Origin of the sequence: Nocardioides eburneiflavus (genome assembly GCF_004785795.1) — a bacterium.
GTDB lineage: Bacteria > Actinomycetota > Actinomycetes > Propionibacteriales > Nocardioidaceae > Nocardioides > Nocardioides eburneiflavus.
Genome location: NZ_SRRO01000001.1, coordinates 2,197,200 through 2,214,851 on the forward strand (window position 1 = coordinate 2,197,200; position 17,652 = coordinate 2,214,851).

General features: G+C 70.0%; 15 protein-coding genes and 1 pseudogene. 6 read left to right on the forward strand and 10 right to left on the reverse strand.

The annotated features are described in order from the left end of the window. Positions 1-8 precede the first annotated feature (8 nt). From EXE59_RS10305 to EXE59_RS10330, 6 genes and pseudogenes are all read left to right on the forward strand, one after another. Positions 9-1,265 (forward strand): annotated as a pseudogene (locus tag EXE59_RS10305) (MFS transporter); the annotation flags it as partial. A 205-nt stretch (positions 1,266-1,470) separates the two neighbouring features. Next, positions 1,471-1,842, forward strand: a complete 372-nt coding sequence (gene rpsL / locus EXE59_RS10310; RefSeq protein WP_056906817.1) for a 30S ribosomal protein S12 — start codon at positions 1,471-1,473, stop codon at positions 1,840-1,842. After that, positions 1,842-2,312 (forward strand): 30S ribosomal protein S7, encoded by a 471-nt coding sequence (gene rpsG, locus EXE59_RS10315; protein WP_135838828.1) that lies wholly within the window; start codon positions 1,842-1,844, stop codon positions 2,310-2,312. Before rpsL ends, rpsG begins: the two co-directional genes overlap by 1 nt. 86 nt (positions 2,313-2,398) lie before the next feature. Continuing rightward, entirely contained in the window at positions 2,399-4,513 is a 2,115-nt protein-coding gene (gene fusA, locus EXE59_RS10320; RefSeq protein WP_135838829.1) for an elongation factor G, read from the forward strand. A gap of 89 nt (positions 4,514-4,602) precedes the next feature. Further along, positions 4,603-5,796 carry an elongation factor Tu gene (gene tuf / locus EXE59_RS10325; RefSeq protein WP_135838830.1) on the forward strand — a complete coding sequence of 398 codons (1,194 nt, stop codon included), beginning with the start codon at positions 4,603-4,605 and terminating at the stop codon, positions 5,794-5,796. 98 nt (positions 5,797-5,894) lie between these two features. Next, positions 5,895-6,485: a mismatch-specific DNA-glycosylase gene (locus EXE59_RS10330; RefSeq protein WP_135838831.1), complete on the forward strand. Its 591-nt coding sequence runs from the start codon at positions 5,895-5,897 to the stop codon at positions 6,483-6,485. Positions 6,486-6,517: 32 nt separating this feature from the next. Here EXE59_RS10330 and EXE59_RS24135 read toward each other — a convergent pair whose 3' ends face one another. The 10 genes from EXE59_RS24135 to EXE59_RS10380 are packed head-to-tail and all read right to left on the reverse strand — an operon-like array spanning position 6,518 to position 17,640. After that, entirely contained in the window at positions 6,518-7,423 is a 906-nt protein-coding gene (locus EXE59_RS24135) for a VOC family protein (RefSeq protein WP_210428954.1), read from the reverse strand. Between the two features lie 9 nt (positions 7,424-7,432). Further along, positions 7,433-7,909 (reverse strand): helix-turn-helix domain-containing protein, encoded by a 477-nt coding sequence (locus EXE59_RS10340; protein WP_135838832.1) that lies wholly within the window; start codon positions 7,907-7,909, stop codon positions 7,433-7,435. Further along, entirely contained in the window at positions 7,906-9,282 is a 1,377-nt protein-coding gene (locus tag EXE59_RS10345) for a transaminase (RefSeq protein ID WP_135838833.1), read from the reverse strand. Before EXE59_RS10345 ends, EXE59_RS10340 begins: the two co-directional genes overlap by 4 nt. After that, the gene (locus tag EXE59_RS10350; RefSeq protein ID WP_135838834.1) at positions 9,279-10,727 is read right to left on the reverse strand and encodes an NAD-dependent succinate-semialdehyde dehydrogenase; all 1,449 of its coding nucleotides are present in this window, start codon (positions 10,725-10,727) and stop codon (positions 9,279-9,281) included. The genes EXE59_RS10345 and EXE59_RS10350 overlap by 4 nt, the downstream gene beginning before the upstream one ends. Further along, the gene (gabT, locus tag EXE59_RS10355) at positions 10,727-12,079 is read right to left on the reverse strand and encodes a 4-aminobutyrate--2-oxoglutarate transaminase (RefSeq protein ID WP_135838835.1); all 1,353 of its coding nucleotides are present in this window, start codon (positions 12,077-12,079) and stop codon (positions 10,727-10,729) included. Before gabT ends, EXE59_RS10350 begins: the two co-directional genes overlap by 1 nt. Continuing rightward, on the reverse strand, positions 12,076-13,437 hold the full coding sequence (locus tag EXE59_RS10360; RefSeq protein ID WP_246056693.1) for a saccharopine dehydrogenase family protein: 1,362 nt from the start codon (positions 13,435-13,437) through the stop codon (positions 12,076-12,078). Before EXE59_RS10360 ends, gabT begins: the two co-directional genes overlap by 4 nt. A 53-nt stretch (positions 13,438-13,490) precedes the next feature. Next, positions 13,491-14,366, reverse strand: coding sequence for an ABC transporter permease (locus tag EXE59_RS10365; protein WP_135838836.1), 876 nt, complete (start codon positions 14,364-14,366; stop codon positions 13,491-13,493). Between the two features lies 1 nt (position 14,367). Then, positions 14,368-15,288, reverse strand: coding sequence for an ABC transporter permease (locus EXE59_RS10370; RefSeq protein ID WP_135838837.1), 921 nt, complete (start codon positions 15,286-15,288; stop codon positions 14,368-14,370). Continuing rightward, positions 15,285-16,385, reverse strand: coding sequence for an ABC transporter ATP-binding protein (locus EXE59_RS10375; protein ID WP_135838838.1), 1,101 nt, complete (start codon positions 16,383-16,385; stop codon positions 15,285-15,287). Before EXE59_RS10375 ends, EXE59_RS10370 begins: the two co-directional genes overlap by 4 nt. 1 nt (position 16,386) lies before the next feature. Next, on the reverse strand, positions 16,387-17,640 hold the full coding sequence (locus EXE59_RS10380; RefSeq protein WP_135838839.1) for an ABC transporter substrate-binding protein: 1,254 nt from the start codon (positions 17,638-17,640) through the stop codon (positions 16,387-16,389). Positions 17,641-17,652 lie beyond the last annotated feature (12 nt).

A 17,652-nucleotide genomic window follows, 5' to 3' on the forward strand; every position in this document is an offset into this window, starting at 1 on the left:
GCTCCCTCGCGAACCCCAACTACCGCCGCTACGCCGCCGGCGGCGTCGTGTCCAACACCGGCACCTGGATGCAGCGCGTCGCCCAGGACTGGCTGGTCCTCGAGCTGGCCGTCGGCTCCGGCGCGACCGCGCTCGGCATCACGACCGGCCTGCAGTTCCTCCCCTTCCTGCTGCTGACGCCCTTCGCGGGCCTCGTCGCCGACCGGATGCCCAAGCAGCGGCTGCTCCAGCTGACCAACATCGGCATGGCCCTCCCGGCCGCCGTGCTCGGCATCCTCGCCGTCACGGGAGTGGCCGAGGTGTGGCACGTCTACGTCCTCGCCTTCCTGCTCGGCTCGGCCTCCGCCTTCGACGCGCCCGCGCGCCAGTCCTTCGTCTCCGAGCTCGTCGACCCCGGCGACCTGACCAACGCCGTGGGCCTCAACTCCGCCAGCTTCAACGCCGCCCGCCTCGTCGGGCCCGGCCTCGCCGGCGTGCTGATCGCCGCGTTCGGCGGCGGCTCGGTCGCCACCGGCTGGGTGATCCTGCTCAACGCCCTCTCGTACGCCGCCCCGATCTGGTCGCTGCGCCACCTCGACGCCAGCCGGATCGACGCCGCCGCGCCGGCCGACCGTGGGCCCGGCGCGATCCGCGAGGGCGTCGCCTACGTCCGCGCCCGCCCCGACCTGCTGCTCGTGCTGAGCCTGGTCTTCTTCGCCGGCACGTTCGGCCTGAACTTCCAGATCACCTCCGCTCTGATGGCGACCGAGGTCTTCGGCAAGGGGCCGGAGGAGTTCGGGCTGCTGGGCACCTTCCTGGCGGTCGGCTCGCTCACGGGCGCGCTGCTAGCGGCCCGCCGTCCGCTCGTGCGGCAGCGCCTCGTCGTCGGTGCGGCCCTGGCCTTCGGCACCAGCGTCGTGCTGGCCGGGCTGATGCCGTCCTATCTCACCTTCGCGCTGCTCGCGCCGGTCACCGGTCTCACCGCGCTGACCTTCATCACCAGTGCCAACACCTACATGCAGCTGCACACCGACGCGGGCGTGCGCGGGCGGGTGATGGCGCTCTACCTGATGATCTTCATGGGCGGCACGCCCGTCGGCGCGCCCATCATCGGCTGGATCGGCGAGGAGTACGGCGCCCGCTGGACGCTGCTCGGCGGAGGCATGCTCACCATCGCAGGCGTGGCGGTCTCGGCACTGGTCCACCTGAGGCTCGACCGGGCCCGTTCGGACAGGGCCGCTACGCTGGGGACGAGGCTCGCCGAGCAGGCCCCGGCGGCATTTTGACCCTGCCGTAGCGCCCGAGTAGCCTCATTCCTTGTGTCTGGTCCGTCCAGACCCATGCGCATGCTCGGACCTCGCTGGTTCGACAGGATGGCCCGTCGAGGCGCCGCCCGCCCGCAGTCGCACAGGCACACCGCAACAACGCACGACACCCGAGTCCGGCACCGCGTCGGACCGTGATGAGCAGACAGAGAGAGGGAACCACCCGGTGCCCACCATCAACCAGCTGGTCCGCAAGGGCCGCCAGGACAAGGTGTCCAAGAACAAGACGCCTGCCCTGAAGGGATCCCCGCAGCGCCGTGGCGTCTGCACCCGCGTCTACACGACCACCCCGAAGAAGCCGAACTCCGCCCTCCGCAAGGTCGCCCGCGTGCGCCTGAGCAGTGGCGTCGAGGTCACCGCCTACATCCCGGGTGTCGGTCACAACCTGCAGGAGCACTCGATCGTGCTCGTCCGCGGCGGCCGTGTGAAGGACCTTCCCGGCGTCCGCTACAAGATCATCCGCGGCTCGCTCGACACCCAGGGTGTCAAGAACCGCAAGCAGGCCCGCAGCCGCTACGGCGCGAAGAAGGAGAAGTAATGCCTCGCAAGGGTCCCGCTCCCAAGCGCCCCCTCGTCGTCGACCCGGTCTACGGCTCGCAGCTGGTCACCCAGCTCGTCAGCAAGGTCCTCCAGGACGGCAAGAAGGCCGTGGCGCAGCGCATCGTCTACACCGCCCTCGAGGGCTGCCGCGAGAAGACCGGCACCGACCCGGTCGTCACGCTGAAGCGCGCGATGGACAACGTCAAGCCGGCCATCGAGGTCAAGTCCCGCCGCGTCGGCGGCGCGACCTACCAGGTCCCCGTCGAGGTCAAGGCCAACCGCTCCACCACGCTGGCCCTGCGCTGGCTCGTGGGCTACGCCGCCGACCGCCGTGAGAAGACCATGGCCGAGCGCCTCATGAACGAGATCCTCGACGCGAGCAACGGCCTCGGTGCCGCTGTGAAGAAGCGCGAGGACACCCACAAGATGGCCGAGTCCAACAAGGCCTTCGCCCACTACCGCTGGTGACGCCGGGAGGTCGTACGCCCCGCGACCCGCGGCGTACGACCTCCCGCACCACACCCAACTGACTTCCGAGGGACTGAGACACAACAGTGGCTGTCGACATCACCACCGACCTCAAGCAGGTCCGCAACATCGGCATCATGGCGCACATCGACGCCGGCAAGACCACCACCACCGAGCGCATCCTCTTCTACACCGGCATCACCTACAAGATCGGTGAGGTGCACGAGGGCGCCGCCACGATGGACTGGATGGAGCAGGAGCAGGAGCGCGGCATCACCATCACGTCCGCCGCGACGACCTGCTGGTGGAAGAAGCACCAGATCAACATCATCGACACGCCCGGCCACGTCGACTTCACCGTCGAGGTCGAGCGCTCGCTGCGCGTCCTCGACGGCGCCGTCGCCGTCTTCGACGGTGTCGCCGGTGTCGAGCCGCAGTCCCAGACCGTGTGGCGCCAGGCCAACAAGTACGCCGTCCCGCGGATGTGCTTCATCAACAAGCTCGACCGCACCGGCGCCGACTTCTACAAGTGCGTCGACTCCATCGTCGAGCGCCTCCACGCCACCCCGCTGGTCCTGCAGCTCCCGATCGGTGCCGAGTCCGACTTCATCGGCGTCGTCGACCTGGTCGAGATGCACGCCAAGGTGTGGCGCGGCGAGACCGAGATGGGCGAGGACTACACGGTCGAGGAGATCCCGGCCGACCTCGTCGAGAAGGCTGCCGAGTACCGCGAGAAGCTCGTGGAGACCGTGGCCGAGGCCGACGACGACATCATGGAGGCCTACCTCGAGGACGGCGACACGTTCGACGTGCCGACCCTCAAGGCCGCCATCCGTCGCGCGACGCTCGCCGACAAGCTCAACCCGATCCTCACCGGCACGGCGTTCAAGAACAAGGGCGTGCAGCCCCTGCTCGACGCCGTCGTCGACTACCTCCCCTCGCCGCTCGACGTCGACGCGATCGTGGGCCACAAGCCCAACGACGAGGACACCGAGATCCTGCGCAAGCCGAGCGACGACGAGCCCTTCTCCGGCCTGGCGTTCAAGATCGCCTCGGACCCGCACCTCGGCAAGCTGATCTACGTGCGCGTCTACTCCGGCAAGCTCGAGGCCGGCTCGACCGTCGTCAACTCGGTCAACGGCCGCAAGGAGCGGATCGGCAAGGTCTACCAGATGCACGCCAACAAGCGTGAGGAGATCGCGTCGGTCGGCGCCGGCCAGATCGTGGCCGTCATGGGCCTCAAGGACACCAAGACCGGCCACACCCTGTCCGACCCGCAGAACCAGGTCGTCCTCGAGTCGATGACGTTCCCGGCCCCGGTGATCGAGGTCGCGATCGAGCCCAAGACCAAGGGCGACCAGGAGAAGCTCGGCACCGCGATCCAGCGGCTCACCGAGGAGGACCCGACCTTCACCGTCAAGACGGACGAGGAGACCGGCCAGACCATCATCGCCGGCATGGGCGAGCTCCACCTCGAGGTCTTCGTCGACCGGATGAAGCGCGAGTTCAAGGTCGAGGCCACCGTCGGCAAGCCGCAGGTCGCCTACCGCGAGACCATCCGCCGCAAGGTGGAGAACCACTCCTACACCCACAAGAAGCAGACCGGTGGTTCGGGCCAGTTCGCCAAGGTCGTCATGACCATCGAGCCGAACATCGACCCCGAGACCGGCACCGGCGCGGGCTACGAGTTCGTCAACGCCGTGTCCGGCGGTCGCGTGCCGAAGGAGTACATCCCCTCGGTCGACCAGGGCGCGCAGGAGGCACTGCAGTTCGGCGTGCGGGCCGGCTTCCCGATGGTCGACGTCAAGGTCACCCTCGAGGACGGCGCCTACCACGACGTCGACTCCTCGGAGCTCGCGTTCAAGATCGCCGGCATCCAGGCGTTCAAGGAGGCCGCGCAGAAGGCCCAGGCCGTGCTGCTCGAGCCGATGTTCGCCGTCGAGGTCACCACGCCGGAGAGCTTCCTCGGCACGGTCATCGGCGACATCAACTCCCGCCGCGGCCAGATCCAGGCACAGGAGGAGCGTCACGGCGACCTCGTCGTCAGCGCCCTCGTGCCGCTGTCAGAGATGTTCGGGTACGTTGGCGACCTGAGGTCCAAGACCTCTGGCCAGGCGTCGTACTCGATGGAGTTCGACTCGTACGCCGAGGTTCCGACGAACATCGCCGACGAGATCGTGAAGAAGGTCCGCGGCGAGTAACCGCGTCCGGATCCTCGGCACCAGCACCACCCCACACCCACGAGTCACCAACTCTCACACGCAGAGAACAACAATCAGGAGGAGCCCCAGTGGCTAAGGCGAAGTTCGAGCGGACCAAGCCGCACGTCAACATCGGCACCATCGGTCACATCGACCACGGCAAGACGACGCTGACCGCGGCGATCACCAAGGTGCTGCACGACAAGTACCCGAATCTGAACGAGGCCTCGGCCTTCGACCAGATCGACAAGGCTCCCGAGGAGCGTCAGCGCGGCATCACGATCTCGATCGCGCACGTCGAGTACCAGACCGAGGTGCGCCACTACGCGCACGTCGACTGCCCCGGTCACGCCGACTACATCAAGAACATGATCACCGGTGCGGCGCAGATGGACGGCGCCATCCTCGTGGTCGCCGCCACCGACGGCCCGATGCCGCAGACCCGCGAGCACGTGCTGCTCGCCCGCCAGGTCGGCGTCCCCGCCCTGGTCGTGGCGCTCAACAAGTGCGACATGGTCGACGACGAGGAGCTCATCGAGCTCGTCGAGATGGAGGTGCGCGAGCTCCTCTCCGAGTACGAGTTCCCGGGCGACGACATCCCCGTGGTCCGCGTTGCCGCCTTCCCGGCGCTGCAGGGCGACGCCAAGTGGGGCGACTCGGTCGCCGAGCTCATGCAGGCCGTGGACGACTACATCCCGACCCCCGAGCGTGACACCGACAAGCCCTTCCTCATGCCCGTCGAGGACGTCTTCACGATCACCGGTCGTGGCACCGTCATCACCGGTCGCATCGAGCGCGGCATCGTCAAGGTCAACGAGGAGGTCGAGATCATCGGCATCCGCGAGGGCTCGCAGAAGAGCACCGTCACCGGTGTCGAGATGTTCCGCAAGCTCCTCGACGAGGGCCAGGCGGGCGAGAACGTCGGTCTGCTCCTCCGTGGCACGAAGCGCGAGGACGTCGAGCGCGGCATGGTCGTGATCAAGCCGGGCACGACCACCCCGCACACCAACTTCGAGGCCTCGGTCTACATCCTGTCGAAGGACGAGGGTGGCCGTCACACGCCGTTCTTCAACAACTACCGTCCGCAGTTCTACTTCCGGACCACGGACGTGACCGGTGTCGTGACCCTGCCCGAGGGCACCGAGATGGTCATGCCGGGTGACAACACCGAGATGTCGGTCGAGCTCATCCAGCCCATCGCCATGGACGAGGGCCTGCGCTTCGCCATCCGCGAGGGCGGCCGCACGGTCGGCGCCGGCCGCGTCACCAAGATCACCAAGTGATCTGAGCGCCCCCGGGCGCACCCGCACCACCCGAGACCCCGTCTCCCGCAAGGGAGGCGGGGTCTCGTGCGTGCGGACCACCGGGCATGATGGCGCGCATGGGGTTCACCAGGACCGAGCTGGAGTCGTTCCGCGACGTCGAGGTCCCCGACCTGCTCCCCGCGGCCGACCAGACGCTGCGGCTGCTCTTCGTCGGCATCAACCCCGGCCTGTGGACCGCCGCCACGCAGACCCACTTCGCCCACCCGGGCAACCGCTTCTACCCCGCGCTCCTGCGGGCCGGGATCCTGACCCACGCCGTCGACCAGGCAGCGGGCATGACACCGGCCGACCGCGACGAGCTGCGGCGTCGGGGGATCGGCATCACCAACCTGGTCGCGCGGGCCAGCGCCCGCGCGGACGAGCTGACGTCCGAGGAGCTGCGGGAGGGCGGGGAGCGGCTGCGAACCCTGGTGTCCGAACGGCGTCCGGCCGTCGTGGCGGTCGCCGGCGTCACGGCCTACCGCACCGCGTTCGGCGAGCGGCGGGCGAGGGTCGGCGAGCAGCCCGGCCGCTGGGGCGCCTCACGGGTCTTCGTGGTGCCCAACCCGTCGGGGCTCAACGCGCACGAGACCGTGGACACCCTCGCCACGGCGTACGCCGAGGCGGCCCTCGCCGCGGGTGTCGTGGACCGGCTCCCGGAGCGCTGACCGGCTCCGTCGCGCAGGAGGGGGCCGCGTCGTCAGGCGGCGTACGGCGGGAGCAGCCCGTGGTGGCGGAGCAGCAGCTCGACCCGGTCGCGCTCGTGGTCCAGCTCGGAGCCGGGGGCCAGGACGCCGAGCAGGTGGGCGACCCCGGCCATGTCGGCTGCCTCGGCGAGGACCCGGTCGTAGGCCTGGCGGCACCCCTCGTACTTCGCGAACCGCATGCCCCCGCGGTGGAAGGCCGCGTGCAGCCTGTTGAGGTCGGTGCCGACCTGCTCGATCGGTCGACGCAGGGGCAGCACCTCGGCGCGGTGCCGACGGCGCCTGATGCGCTGGACGAGCGCGGCTGCGAGCCGGTAGCTGCGCCACTCGGCGATGTCGCCGAAGCAGCACGCGAGCGCCAGCCGGGTGGTCGCACCGGTGAGCAGAACCAGGCCGACGACCTGGAGCCAGAGCCGCATCGCTCCACGGTACTCCGGTGCGGAGGCCCCCGGCAGCCCCTCAGCCCAGGTCCACGCCCTCGAAGTCCTCGGGGTGTAGTCGCGCTTCTCGACCAGCACCATCCAGTTGCCCGAGTTGTCGCGCATCAGCGCCTCGACGCCGTACGGCCGGTCCTCGGGCTCCTGGAGGAACTCGACCCCCTTGGCCCGCAGCTCCTCGTACGTCGCGCGGCAGTCGTCGACGTTCATCCCGACGCCGGGGAGTCCGCCCTCGTCCTGCGCGCGGTTCATCGCCTCGATGAGGTAGTCCGGCAGGGGACCGCTCGGCGTGGTCAGGTGGAGGTGGATCTCGGGCTGCTTCGGGTGGAAGACCGTGCACCAGCGGAAGTCGGGCCCGAGCTGCAGGTCGTCGCCGACCTCGAAGCCGAGGACGTCGGTGTAGAAGGCGAGGGACTCGTCGATGTCCTTGACCCAGACGGACAGGAGGGAGATGTTCGTGATCATGTGACGAGCCTAGGAAGGCGGAGCACCGTCCGGCTTCTCCTGTGTTGCTGTCCTCTCGCTCCGCTCCACCCTCTCCGCCCTCTCGACCAGCCCCGCCATGAAGACGTAGCAGCCCGGGATCCGCGGGTTGCCGGCAGCGGCGTAGCGCCGCTGGAAGTCGCTGGGGCTCTCCCCGACGATCTCGCGGAACTTCGAGCTGAACGAGCCGAGGCTGCTGTAGCCGACCGCGTGGCACACCTCGGTCACCGTGAGGTTCGCCGCGCGCAGCAGGTCCTGGGCACGCTCGACGCGGCGCTCGGCCAGGTAGGCGGCGGGGGTGGTGCGGTAGGTGATCGCGAAGGACCGGATGAAGTGGAACCTGCTCATCCCGGCGAGCGCCGCGAGGTGGTCGAGGTCGAAGGGCTCGGCGAAGTGCCGGTCGAGGTGGTCGCGTGCGCGACGCAGGTGGACCAGCACGTCGCCGGGGACGCGACGCGGCTGGCTCATCCGAGCAGCGCCTCCACGGCACCGCGGAACGCCGAGGTGTGGGCGTCGACGTCGGACCGGTCGTGGAACGGCGAGAACAGCGACATGTTGTGGAAGGGCGCCAGCAGCACGCCCCGGTTGACCGTCCACAGGTGGAAGAAGGCGTCGAGCTCCTCGTCGACCGCGGCCGCCGCCTCGGCTCCGTTGCGCGGCGGCGGGCAGAACCAGTACTCCGCACGGCAGCCGAGGCGCTGCACGTGCCACGGCAGGTCGTGCTCGTCGATGACGCCCCGGATCCCGGCGGCGAACGACTCGGCGAGCGGGACCGAGACGTCGAAGTCCTCCTGCCGCAGCGCCGTCGACAAGGTCGCGCGCACGGCCGCCATCGCGAGCGCGGATCCCGACAGGGTGCCGCCGACGCCGGCCACGTCGATGTCGTGGCCCAGCATCGGACCCTCCAGCCGGGCCGCGACGTCCTCGGTCATGCCGTACGCCGCGACGGGGATGCCGCCGCCGATGGGCTTGCCGATCACCACCAGGTCGGGCTCGAGGTCCCACGCGGCCGTGGCGCCGCCCGGACCGGCGCAGATCGTGTGCGTCTCGTCGTTGACCAGCAGGACGCCGTGCCGACGGGTGATCTCGCGGACACCGGCGAGGTAGCCGTCCTCCGGCAGGACGATGCCGATGTTGGTGAGCGCCGGCTCCATGAGCAGGCAGGCGACGTCGCCCTCCGCGAGCCGGGCGTCGAGCGACTCGAGGTCGTTGAAGGGCACGACAGCGGTGGTCGTCGCCACGTCGACCTGCGGCCCGAGGGCGCCCGGGCGGGCCACGACCCGATCGCCGGCCCGGCCGTGCTCGAGGACGCCGAGCGTCTCGTCGACCGTGCCGTGGTAGCACCAGTCCATCACCGCGATCCGGGGCCGGCCGGTGAGGTGGCGGGCGAAGCGCAGCACGAACCGGTTGGCGTCGGTGGCGGTCATCGCCGTCTGCCAGCGGGGCAGGCCGAAGCGCCGGCTCAGCTCGCCCGCCACCCAGGTGGCGTCGGTCGACGGCAGCATCGTGGTGATGCCGCGCTCGGTGCGCTCGCGCACGGCCTCGGCGACCGCGGGCAGGCAGTGGCCGGTCATCGAGCCGGTGTCACCCAGGCAGAGGTCGACGTAGGTGATGCCGTCGACGTCGGTGAACCGGCCGCCGCAGGCCGACTCGACGAACAGCGGGAACGACCCTGGCCACCGGGTCATCCACGGCATGGGCACGCCGGCGAGCAGGTGCTCACCGGCCTCGGCGGCGAGCCGCGCGGACGTGGGGTGCAGGTCGACGAAGCGCTGCTCCTCCTCGGCGTGGAGGGCCGCCAGTCGCCCGCGGTCGACGGGGGAGGGTGCGGGGGCGGTCACAGGGCGCTGCCGACGTACTTGGTCTCGAGGTACTCCTCGATCCCCTCGAACCCGCCCTCGCGGCCGAACCCGGAGTGCTTCACGCCGCCGAACGGGGCGGCGGGGTTCGACACGATGCCGGTGTTGACGCCGACCATCCCGAACTCGAGGGCCTCGCTCACGCGGAGCACGCGGGCGTGGTCGCGGGTGAAGAAGTAGGCGACCAGCCCGTACTCGGTGTCGTTGGCGCGCGCGACGACCTCGTCCTCGTCCGCGAAGGTCGAGATCGGTGCGACGGGCCCGAAGATCTCCTCGCGGAACACCCGCGCCGAGGCGGGTACGTCGACCAGCACGGTCGGTGGGTAGAAGTGGCCCGGGCCCTCGGGGACCACGCCGCCGGTGAGCGCGCGGGCGCCGGCGGAGACGGCGTCGGAGACCAGCTCGTGCACGCCGGCGCGGGCCGTCTCCGTGATCAGCGGGCCGACGTCGACGCCGTCCTGGGTGCCGTCGCCGACCGTGAGGGAGCCCATCCGCTCGGCCATCCGCGACGAGAAGTCCGTGGCGACCGACTCGTGCACCAGGAACCGGTTGGCCGACGTGCAGGCCTCGCCGATGTTGCGCATCTTGGCGAGCATGGCGCCGTCGACGGCCGCGTCGAGGTCAGCGTCCTCGAAGACGATGAACGGCGCGTTGCCGCCCAGCTCCATCGACACCCGGAGCAGCTGGTCGGCGGCCTGGCCGACGAGGACCTTGCCGACCCCGGTGGAGCCGGTGAACGTGAGCTTGCGCAGCCGGGCGTCGCGGATCAGCGGCTCGCACACACCGCCGGAGTCGGTGGTGGTGACGACGTTGAGCACGCCGCGCGGGAGGCCCACCTCCTCGAGCAGCGCGGCCAGCGCGAGCATCGTCAGCGGCGTCTCGTGCGCGGGCTTGACCACCATCGTGCAACCGGCCGCGATCGCCGGGCCGATCTTGCGGGTGCCCATCGCGAGCGGGAAGTTCCACGGCGTGATCATCAGCGTCGGCCCGACCGGGCCCTTCATCGTGATGAGCCGGGTGTTGCCGGCCGGTGCGGCCGAGTAGCGGCCGTGGATGCGTACGGCCTCCTCGGAGAACCACCGGAAGAACTCGGCGCCGTAGGCCACCTCGCCCTTCGCCTCGGCCAGCGCCTTGCCCATCTCGAGCGTCATCAGGCGGGCGAAGTCGTCGGCCCGCTCGGTGAGCAGCTCGAACGCAGCGCGCAGGATCTCCCCGCGCACGCGCGGCTCGGTGCGCGCCCAGTCGCGCTGGGCGGCGGCCGCGGCCGCCAGCGCTCGGTCGCCGTCGGCCGGCGTCGCGTCGGCGATCCGGGCGAGGACGTCGCCCGTGGCGGGGTTGGTGACCTCGAAGGTGCCACCCCCGGTGGCGTCGACCCACTGCCCGTCGACGAGCAGCTGGGTGGGAACGGTCTCGATCACGGTCTCCATCACTCCACCTTGCCACCGACCGCGTCGTCGAAGGCGGCCTCGAACACGTCGAGCCCCTCCGCGAGCAGGTCGTCACCGATGGCCAGCGGCGGGAGGAAGCGGAAGACGTTGCCGAAGGTTCCGCAGGTCAGCGTCACCAGCCCCTGCGCCGAGCACGCCCGGTGCACGGCCCCGGCCAGCGCGGCGTCGGGCGTACGCCCCGGACCGTCGCCGACGAGCTCGACGGCGAGCATCGCCCCGCGTCCGCGGATGTCGCCAACCCGGTCGGGGTGCCGCTCGGCCAGCGCGCGGAGGCGCGGGACGAAGTGCCCCTCGATCGCGCGGGCCCGGGCGCGCAGGTCCTCGGTCTCCATCGTCTCGATGGCCGCCAGCGCGGAGGCGCAGGCGACCGGGTTGCCACCGTAGGTGCCGCCGAGCCCGCCGACGTGGACGGAGTCCATCACCTCGGCTCGACCGGTGACCGCGGCCAGCGGGAGTCCGCCGGCCATGCCCTTGGCCGTGGTCAGCAGGTCGGGGACGACGCCCTCGTGGTCGCAGGCGAACCAGTCGCCGGTCCGCGCGAAGCCGGTCTGGATCTCGTCGGCGATGAGCAGGATGCCCTGCTCGCGGCACCACTCGGCGACACGGGCCAGCCACCCGGGCGGCGGCACGATGAAGCCGCCCTCGCCCTGGATCGGCTCGATGAGCACGGCGGCGCAGTTGTCCTCACCGACCTGGGTGTGGACGGTGGCGACGAACGCGTCGAACGCCTCCTCGGCGCACGCCTCCGGTCCGCCCGGCCACCGGTAGGGGTAGGCCATCGGGGCGCGGTAGACCTCCCCGGCGAACGGTCCGAACCGGTGCTTGTAGGGCATGTTCTTCGCGGTCAGTGCCATCGTCAGGTTGGTCCGCCCGTGGTAGGCGTGGTCGAAGACGACGACCGCGTCCCGGCCGGTGTGGTGCCGGGCGACCTTGACGGCGTTCTCCACCGCCTCGGCGCCGGAGTTGAACAGCGCCGAGCGCTTCTCGTGGCTGCCCGGAGTGAGCTCGGCGAGCTTCTCGCAGACCGCGACGTACTCCTCGTAGGGCGTCACCATGAAGCAGGTGTGGGTGAAGTCGGCGACCTGCCGCTGAACCGCCTCCACCACTCGGGGGGCGGCGTTGCCGACGGTCGTCACGGCGATGCCGGAGCCGAAGTCGATGAGCTGGTTGCCGTCGACGTCGCGCAGGATCCCGCCGCCGGCCCGCTCGACGTAGACCGGGAGCGTCGTGCCGACACCGGCGGAGACCGCCGCGACCTTGCGGTCCTGGAGCTCGCGCGAGCGCGGCCCCGGGATCTCGGTGGCCAGGATGCGTTCCTGGGAGAGGGTCATCGGCTGTCCGTCCTGTCGTTCGGGGTCCCTGCGGCGTTGTTCGGAGGAGCGGAGCGGGGGAGAAGAACGTCGTGGGGTGATCGGTCTTCCATCCCCCACGGGGATCCGTACCCCTCGGGCTTCGGCGCGGCGAGCAGGTCGAGGAACGGCTTGGGCGGGAGAGCCTCGGGTCCGAGCACGCCGGTGCCCGACCAGGTGCCGTCGGCGAGCAGCTCGAGGGCGACGACGGGGTTGATCGCGGTCTGCCAGACCACGCACTGCGCGCCGTAGTCGCGCATGGAGTCGGCGTTGTCGACCACGTGATAGAGGTAGGTCGAGCGGGGCGCCCCGTCCTTGCCGGTGCCGGTGACCCACAGGCCCGCGCAGGTCTTGCCCTCCATCCGCGGACCGATCGTGGAGGGATCGGGCAGGCAGGCGGCGACGACGTCGCGAGGCGAGACCTCGACGCCCTTGACGGTGACTGGCTCGGTCGAGTCCAGGCCGAGGGTGTGGAGGGTGCGCAGGATGCCGATCATCTCCTCACCGAGGCCGTACTTGAAGGTGACCCGGTCCGCCTCGACCCACCGCGGCATCAGGAGCACCTCCTCGTGCTCGACGTGCACGCACTCCACCGGGCCGATGCCCTCGGGGAAGTCGAAGACCTCGGGCTCGGAGAACGGCGGCAGCGTGAAGAAGCCCGAGTCCAGGTCGCCGCCGCCACGCGCGCGCTCCCACACCACCGGCGGGTTCAGGCACTCCTCGATGATCGTCCACATCGAGAAGCCGGGAGCGAAGACCTCGTTGCCGTCGTCGTCGCGGATCACCAGGCTGGCGCCGTCGCGGGTGCCGAGCTCGTCGATGTGGTCGAAGAGCTCGTCGGCGGCATAGCGGGCGAAGACGTCGGACAGTCCCGGCTCGACGCCGATGCCGAGCAGCGCCAGCCGCCCGGCCGTCTCCCACTCACCGGCCAGCGCGAACTGCTCGTCGCCGAGCTTGACGCCGACCTGCTCGTAGGGCGCCTCGGGGTGGCGGACCGACAGGCTCATCGCCATGTCGAGGTAGTCGGCGCCGGCCGCCAGGGCGCCGGTGAAGATCGGCATCACGAAGCGCGGGTCGACCGCGTTGAAGACGTGGGTGGCCCGGACCTGGCGGGCGAGCGTGGCCACGGCCTCGGCGTCTGAGGCGTCGACCTGCCCGGCGCTGAAGCGCCCCTCACCCGTACGGCGCCCGCGCGCGGCCGCGACGGTGCGCTCGGCGCGGTCGAGGTCGTAGTCGGCCACCACCCACGCCTCGAAGAAGTCGCGCTCGACCGCGATCCGGGCAGCGGCGTCGCCGACGCCGCCCGCCCCGACCATCAGGACGCGCATGGGTTCAGGCACTCTCGATCTCTCCTAGGGCTCGCGCGAGAGGCGCGGTTGGTGGGGGCGAGGGGTCAGCTCTTGTACGTGGAGGCCCGCATCGAGGCGACGACCTGCGCGCCCACGACGAGCAGGACGGCGATCACGAACATCGAGAAGCCGATCACGTTGGCCTCGGCCGGGATGCCGCGGCGGGAGGCGACGTAGACGAACTTGGGGAACGTGTTCTCGTTGCCCGACACGAAGTTGGTGATGATGAAGTCGTCGAACGACAGCGAGAAGGCCAGCATCGCCGCGCCCAGGATGCCGGGCAGGATCAGCGGGAAGGTGACCTGCCAGAAGGTCTGCATCGGGCTGGCGTACAGGTCCTGCGCGGCCTCCTCGATGCGCGGGTCGAGCGACTGGATGCGCGCCTTGACCGTCACCACCACGAAGCTCAGGCAGAACATGATGTGGGCGAACACGATCGTGCCGAAGCCCAGGCTGATGCCGATGTTGGAGAAGCCCTGCACGAAGATCGTCAGCAGCGCGGCACCCATCACGATCTCGGGCGTGGCCATCGGCACGAAGATCAGCACGTTGCTGGCCTCCTTGCCGCGGAAGCGGTAGCGCACCATCGCCAGGGCCATCATCGTGCCGAGGACCGTGGCCACCACGGTGGAGATCGCCCCGACCTGGAGCGAGGTGACCAGGGACTCGCAGGCGCCGGTGACGCCGCACGGGTCCTGCCAGTGCTCCCAGGTGAAGCCCTGCCACACGATGTTGGTCTTGCCGTGGTCGTTGAACGAGAACGCGAACGTGTAGGCGACCGGGAGGAAGAGGTAGAGCAGCACCAGGATCGCCGACAGCATGGCGAAGTGCTTGGCCAGCCACAGCTGTGCCCGCTTGGCGGCCGACGGCCGGTAGGCCGGGCTGGACGTGCCGGACGGCGTGGGGGTCATCGTGGCCATGTCACACCAGCTCCTCGGTGCCGAAGCGGCGTACGTACAGGAAGACCATCGCCAGGATCGCGGCCATCAGGGTGAAGGAGAGCGCAGCGGCGACGGGGTAGCCGCCGGGGATCGCGAGGAACTGGTCGTTGATGACGTTGCCGACCATCTTCCCGCGCTGGGGGCCGAGCAGCTCCATGTTGACGAAGTCGCCGGCCGCGGGGATGAAGGTCAGCAGCGTGCCGGCGAGCACGCCGGGCATCGACATCGGCAGCGTCACCGTGCGGAAGGTCGTGAACCCGTTGGCGTACAGGTCGCCACCGGCCTCGATGACGCGAGGGTCGGCGCGCTCGAGCGAGGCATAGATCGGCAGCACCATGAAGGGCAGGAAGTTGTAGGTCAGGCCTGCGACCACCGCGACGGGGGTGTTGATGATGTTCCCGCCCGGCAGCAGGTTGAGGAAGCTGAGCACCCCGACCACCCAGCCCTCGTCGGCCAGGATCTGCGACCACGCGAAGGTGCGCAGGATGAAGGAGGTGAAGAACGGCGCGATGACGCAGATCATCATCAGGTTGCGCCACCTGCCGGCCTTGAACGCCATCGCGTAGGCGAGCGGGTAGGCGATGACGAACGCCAGGAACGTGGCGAGCCCGGCGTAGAGGAACGAGCGCGCGAAGTGGGGCGCGTAGTCGGTGAGCGCGGCGGCGTAGTTCTGGAAGTTGAGGTCGCGGTAGTAGTAGCCCGGGAACCCGGGGTAGCGGCTCTGCAGGCTCACCGATGCCAGCTGCACCAGCGGCAGGATGAAGAAGACGCCGAGCCACAGCACGCCGGGCAGGAGCAGGAGGTACGCCGTCCAGCTCCGCTTCTGCGTCTCGGGGGCGGGCGGCGTCGGGTGCACCGCGGGGTCGCCCGCCACCTGGGAGACGGGGGCGAGGGCGCTCATCCGGCGTCCACGGGGACACCGAAGGCGTGGCCGGGGTTCCAGGTCAGCCAGACCTCGTCGCCGGGACGGAGGTCGAGCGGCTCGACGTCGAGGTTCTGCTCGTAGCAGCTCCAGGTCGTGCCGCTCGGCATGTCGACGAGGTAGCTCGTGGCGACCCCGAGGAACGACACGTCGCGCACCGTGCCCTTGACGTCGTTGCCGACGCCCTCGGGCTGCTTGCGAGACACGGTCACCTTCTCGGGACGTACGCCGAAGAGCACCTCGCCCTCGTGCACCTGGGAGCGATCCTTGAGGATCCTCACCTTGGTGCCGAGCACGTCCGCGACGAGGTGGTCGCCGTCGATGCCCTCGATGGTGCCGACGCCGGTGTTGGCCTGGCCGAGGAAGTTGGCCACGAAGCGGGTGCGTGGCAGGTCGTAGAGCGCTGCTGGCGGGCCGAGCTGCTCGATCCTGCCCCGGTTCATCACCGCGACCGTGTCGGCCATCGTCATGGCCTCCTCCTGGTCGTGCGTGACGTGGATGAACGTGAGCCCCACCTCGGTCTGGATCCGCTTGAGCTCGACCTGCATCTCGCGGCGCAGCTTGAGGTCGAGGGCGCCGAGCGGCTCGTCGAGGAGCAGCACCTCGGGGTGGTTGACCAGCGCCCGCGCCAGGGCGACCCGCTGCTGCTGGCCGCCGGAGAGCTGCGCCGGCTTGCGCCCGGCGAACTCGGTCATCTGCACGAGCTCGAGCGCGTCTGCAGCCCGCTGGGCCGCGTCCTTGTCCTTGCGGCGCTTGGGGCCGAAGGCGACGTTGTCGCGGATCGTCAAGTGCGGGAACAGTGCGTAGGACTGGAACACCGTGTTGACCGGGCGCTCGTACGGCCGGGAGCCGGTGAGGTCGGTGTCGCCGATGCGCACTCGGCCCGACGTGGGCTGCTCGAGCCCCGCGACCATCCGGAGCGTGGTGGTCTTGCCGCAGCCCGACGGCCCGAGCAGGGCGAAGAAGGAGCCCCGGGGGACGAGCAGGTCGATGTCGTCGACGGCGGTGAAGTCGCCGAACGACTTGGTCACGCTCTCGAGCTGGAGGTCGCCTCGCGCCTCGCGGAATCCGGCCATGTCAGTTCCCCATCACCTTCGTGGACCACAGGTCGGCGTACTCGATGTCCTCGTCGGCGTCGAGCGCGCGGAACTGCTGGATGTTCCGCTCCGAGATGAAGTCGGCGGTCGGGAAGATCCAGGGGCTCTCGGCGAGGTCCGGGTCGATCTTCTCCATCTCCGCCTGGGCGCCGTCGACGGGACAGACGTAGTTGACCCACGCGGCGACCTGCGCGGCGACGGCCGGGTCGTAGTAGTAGTCCATCAACCGCTGCGCGTTGCTGCGGTGCGTGGACGTGATCGGGACCATCAGGTTGTCCGACCACAGCGTTCCGCCGGACTCGGGGATCGTGAACGTCCAGCTGGGGTCCTCGGTGTCGTAGGCGAGCACGAAGATGTCTCCGCTCCACGTGATCCCGGCGACGGCGTTGCCGCTGGTGAGGTCCTCCATGTAGGAGTTGCCCTTCACCTTGCGGATGTAGCCCTCCTCGATCTTCTGCTCGATGAAGTCCAGCGCCGCCTCGAACTCCGCGCGCCCCCAGTCACTGTCGATGTCGACGCCCTGTGACTGCATCACGAGCCCGGCGGTGTCGCGGAACTCGGAGAGGACGACGATCCGTCCCTTCAGGTCGTCGGCCCAGAGGTCGTCGAGGGTCTTGAGCTCGCGGCCGACCTTGTCGCGGTTGTAGCCGATGCCGGCGAAGCCGCTCTGCCAGGTGATCGAGTAGTTGCGACCGGGGTCGAACGACACGTCCTTCAGCGGCTGGAGCAGGTTGTTGACCACGTTGGGCATCTGGATCAGCTCCAGCGGCTGGCACAGCTGGTCGCGGATCACGCGCCCGGTCATCCAGTCGGTGAGGGTGAAGATGTCGCGGTCGATGCTCTGGCCGGCGCGCAGCTGGGGTGCCACCTTGGCGTAGTAGGAGTCGTTGTCGTCGACGTCCTCGCTGTAGGTGACCTCGATCCCGGTCTGCTCCATGAACGCCTCGAGCGTCGGGGACTTCGTCTCCTTGCCGTTCATGTCGAGGTAGGCCGTCCAGTTGGCCCACTTGAGGATCTTCTCGGTGTCCGAGACGTCGGTTGGCAGCTCGAGGCTGGTCAGCCCGCCCCCCGACGGGGGCGGCGGCGGGGCGCACCCCGTCAGCGCCGCGCCAGCACCGGCGGCGAGTCCGGTGCCCAGCAGCGCGCGGCGGCTCAGTCCGCCGGAGGCGGCCTGAGACAGCGCCGCGGCCGGGGCCGACAGGTGGCGCCGTGATCGGCGCGGGATCGGTGTCATCAGTTCAGGTCC

Bases quoted from the DNA above. Each gene is read 5' to 3' on its own strand.
- gabT (WP_135838835.1), bottom strand. From the start codon at position 12,079: ATGACCCTCTCCCAGGAACGCATCCTGGCCACCGAGATCCCGGGGCCG.
- rpsG (WP_135838828.1), top strand. From the start codon at position 1,842: ATGCCTCGCAAGGGTCCCGCTCCCAAGCGCCCCCTCGTCGTCGACCCG.
- EXE59_RS24135 (WP_210428954.1), bottom strand. From the start codon at position 7,423: ATGATCACGAACATCTCCCTCCTGTCCGTCTGGGTCAAGGACATCGAC.
- EXE59_RS10375 (WP_135838838.1), bottom strand. From the start codon at position 16,385: ATGGCCGGATTCCGCGAGGCGCGAGGCGACCTCCAGCTCGAGAGCGTG.
- EXE59_RS10330 (WP_135838831.1), top strand. From the start codon at position 5,895: ATGGGGTTCACCAGGACCGAGCTGGAGTCGTTCCGCGACGTCGAGGTC.
- EXE59_RS10340 (WP_135838832.1), bottom strand. From the start codon at position 7,909: ATGAGCCAGCCGCGTCGCGTCCCCGGCGACGTGCTGGTCCACCTGCGT.
- EXE59_RS10380 (WP_135838839.1), bottom strand. From the start codon at position 17,640: ATGACACCGATCCCGCGCCGATCACGGCGCCACCTGTCGGCCCCGGCC.
- EXE59_RS10365 (WP_135838836.1), bottom strand. From the start codon at position 14,366: ATGGCCACGATGACCCCCACGCCGTCCGGCACGTCCAGCCCGGCCTAC.
- EXE59_RS10370 (WP_135838837.1), bottom strand. From the start codon at position 15,288: ATGAGCGCCCTCGCCCCCGTCTCCCAGGTGGCGGGCGACCCCGCGGTG.
- EXE59_RS10350 (WP_135838834.1), bottom strand. From the start codon at position 10,727: ATGGAGACCGTGATCGAGACCGTTCCCACCCAGCTGCTCGTCGACGGG.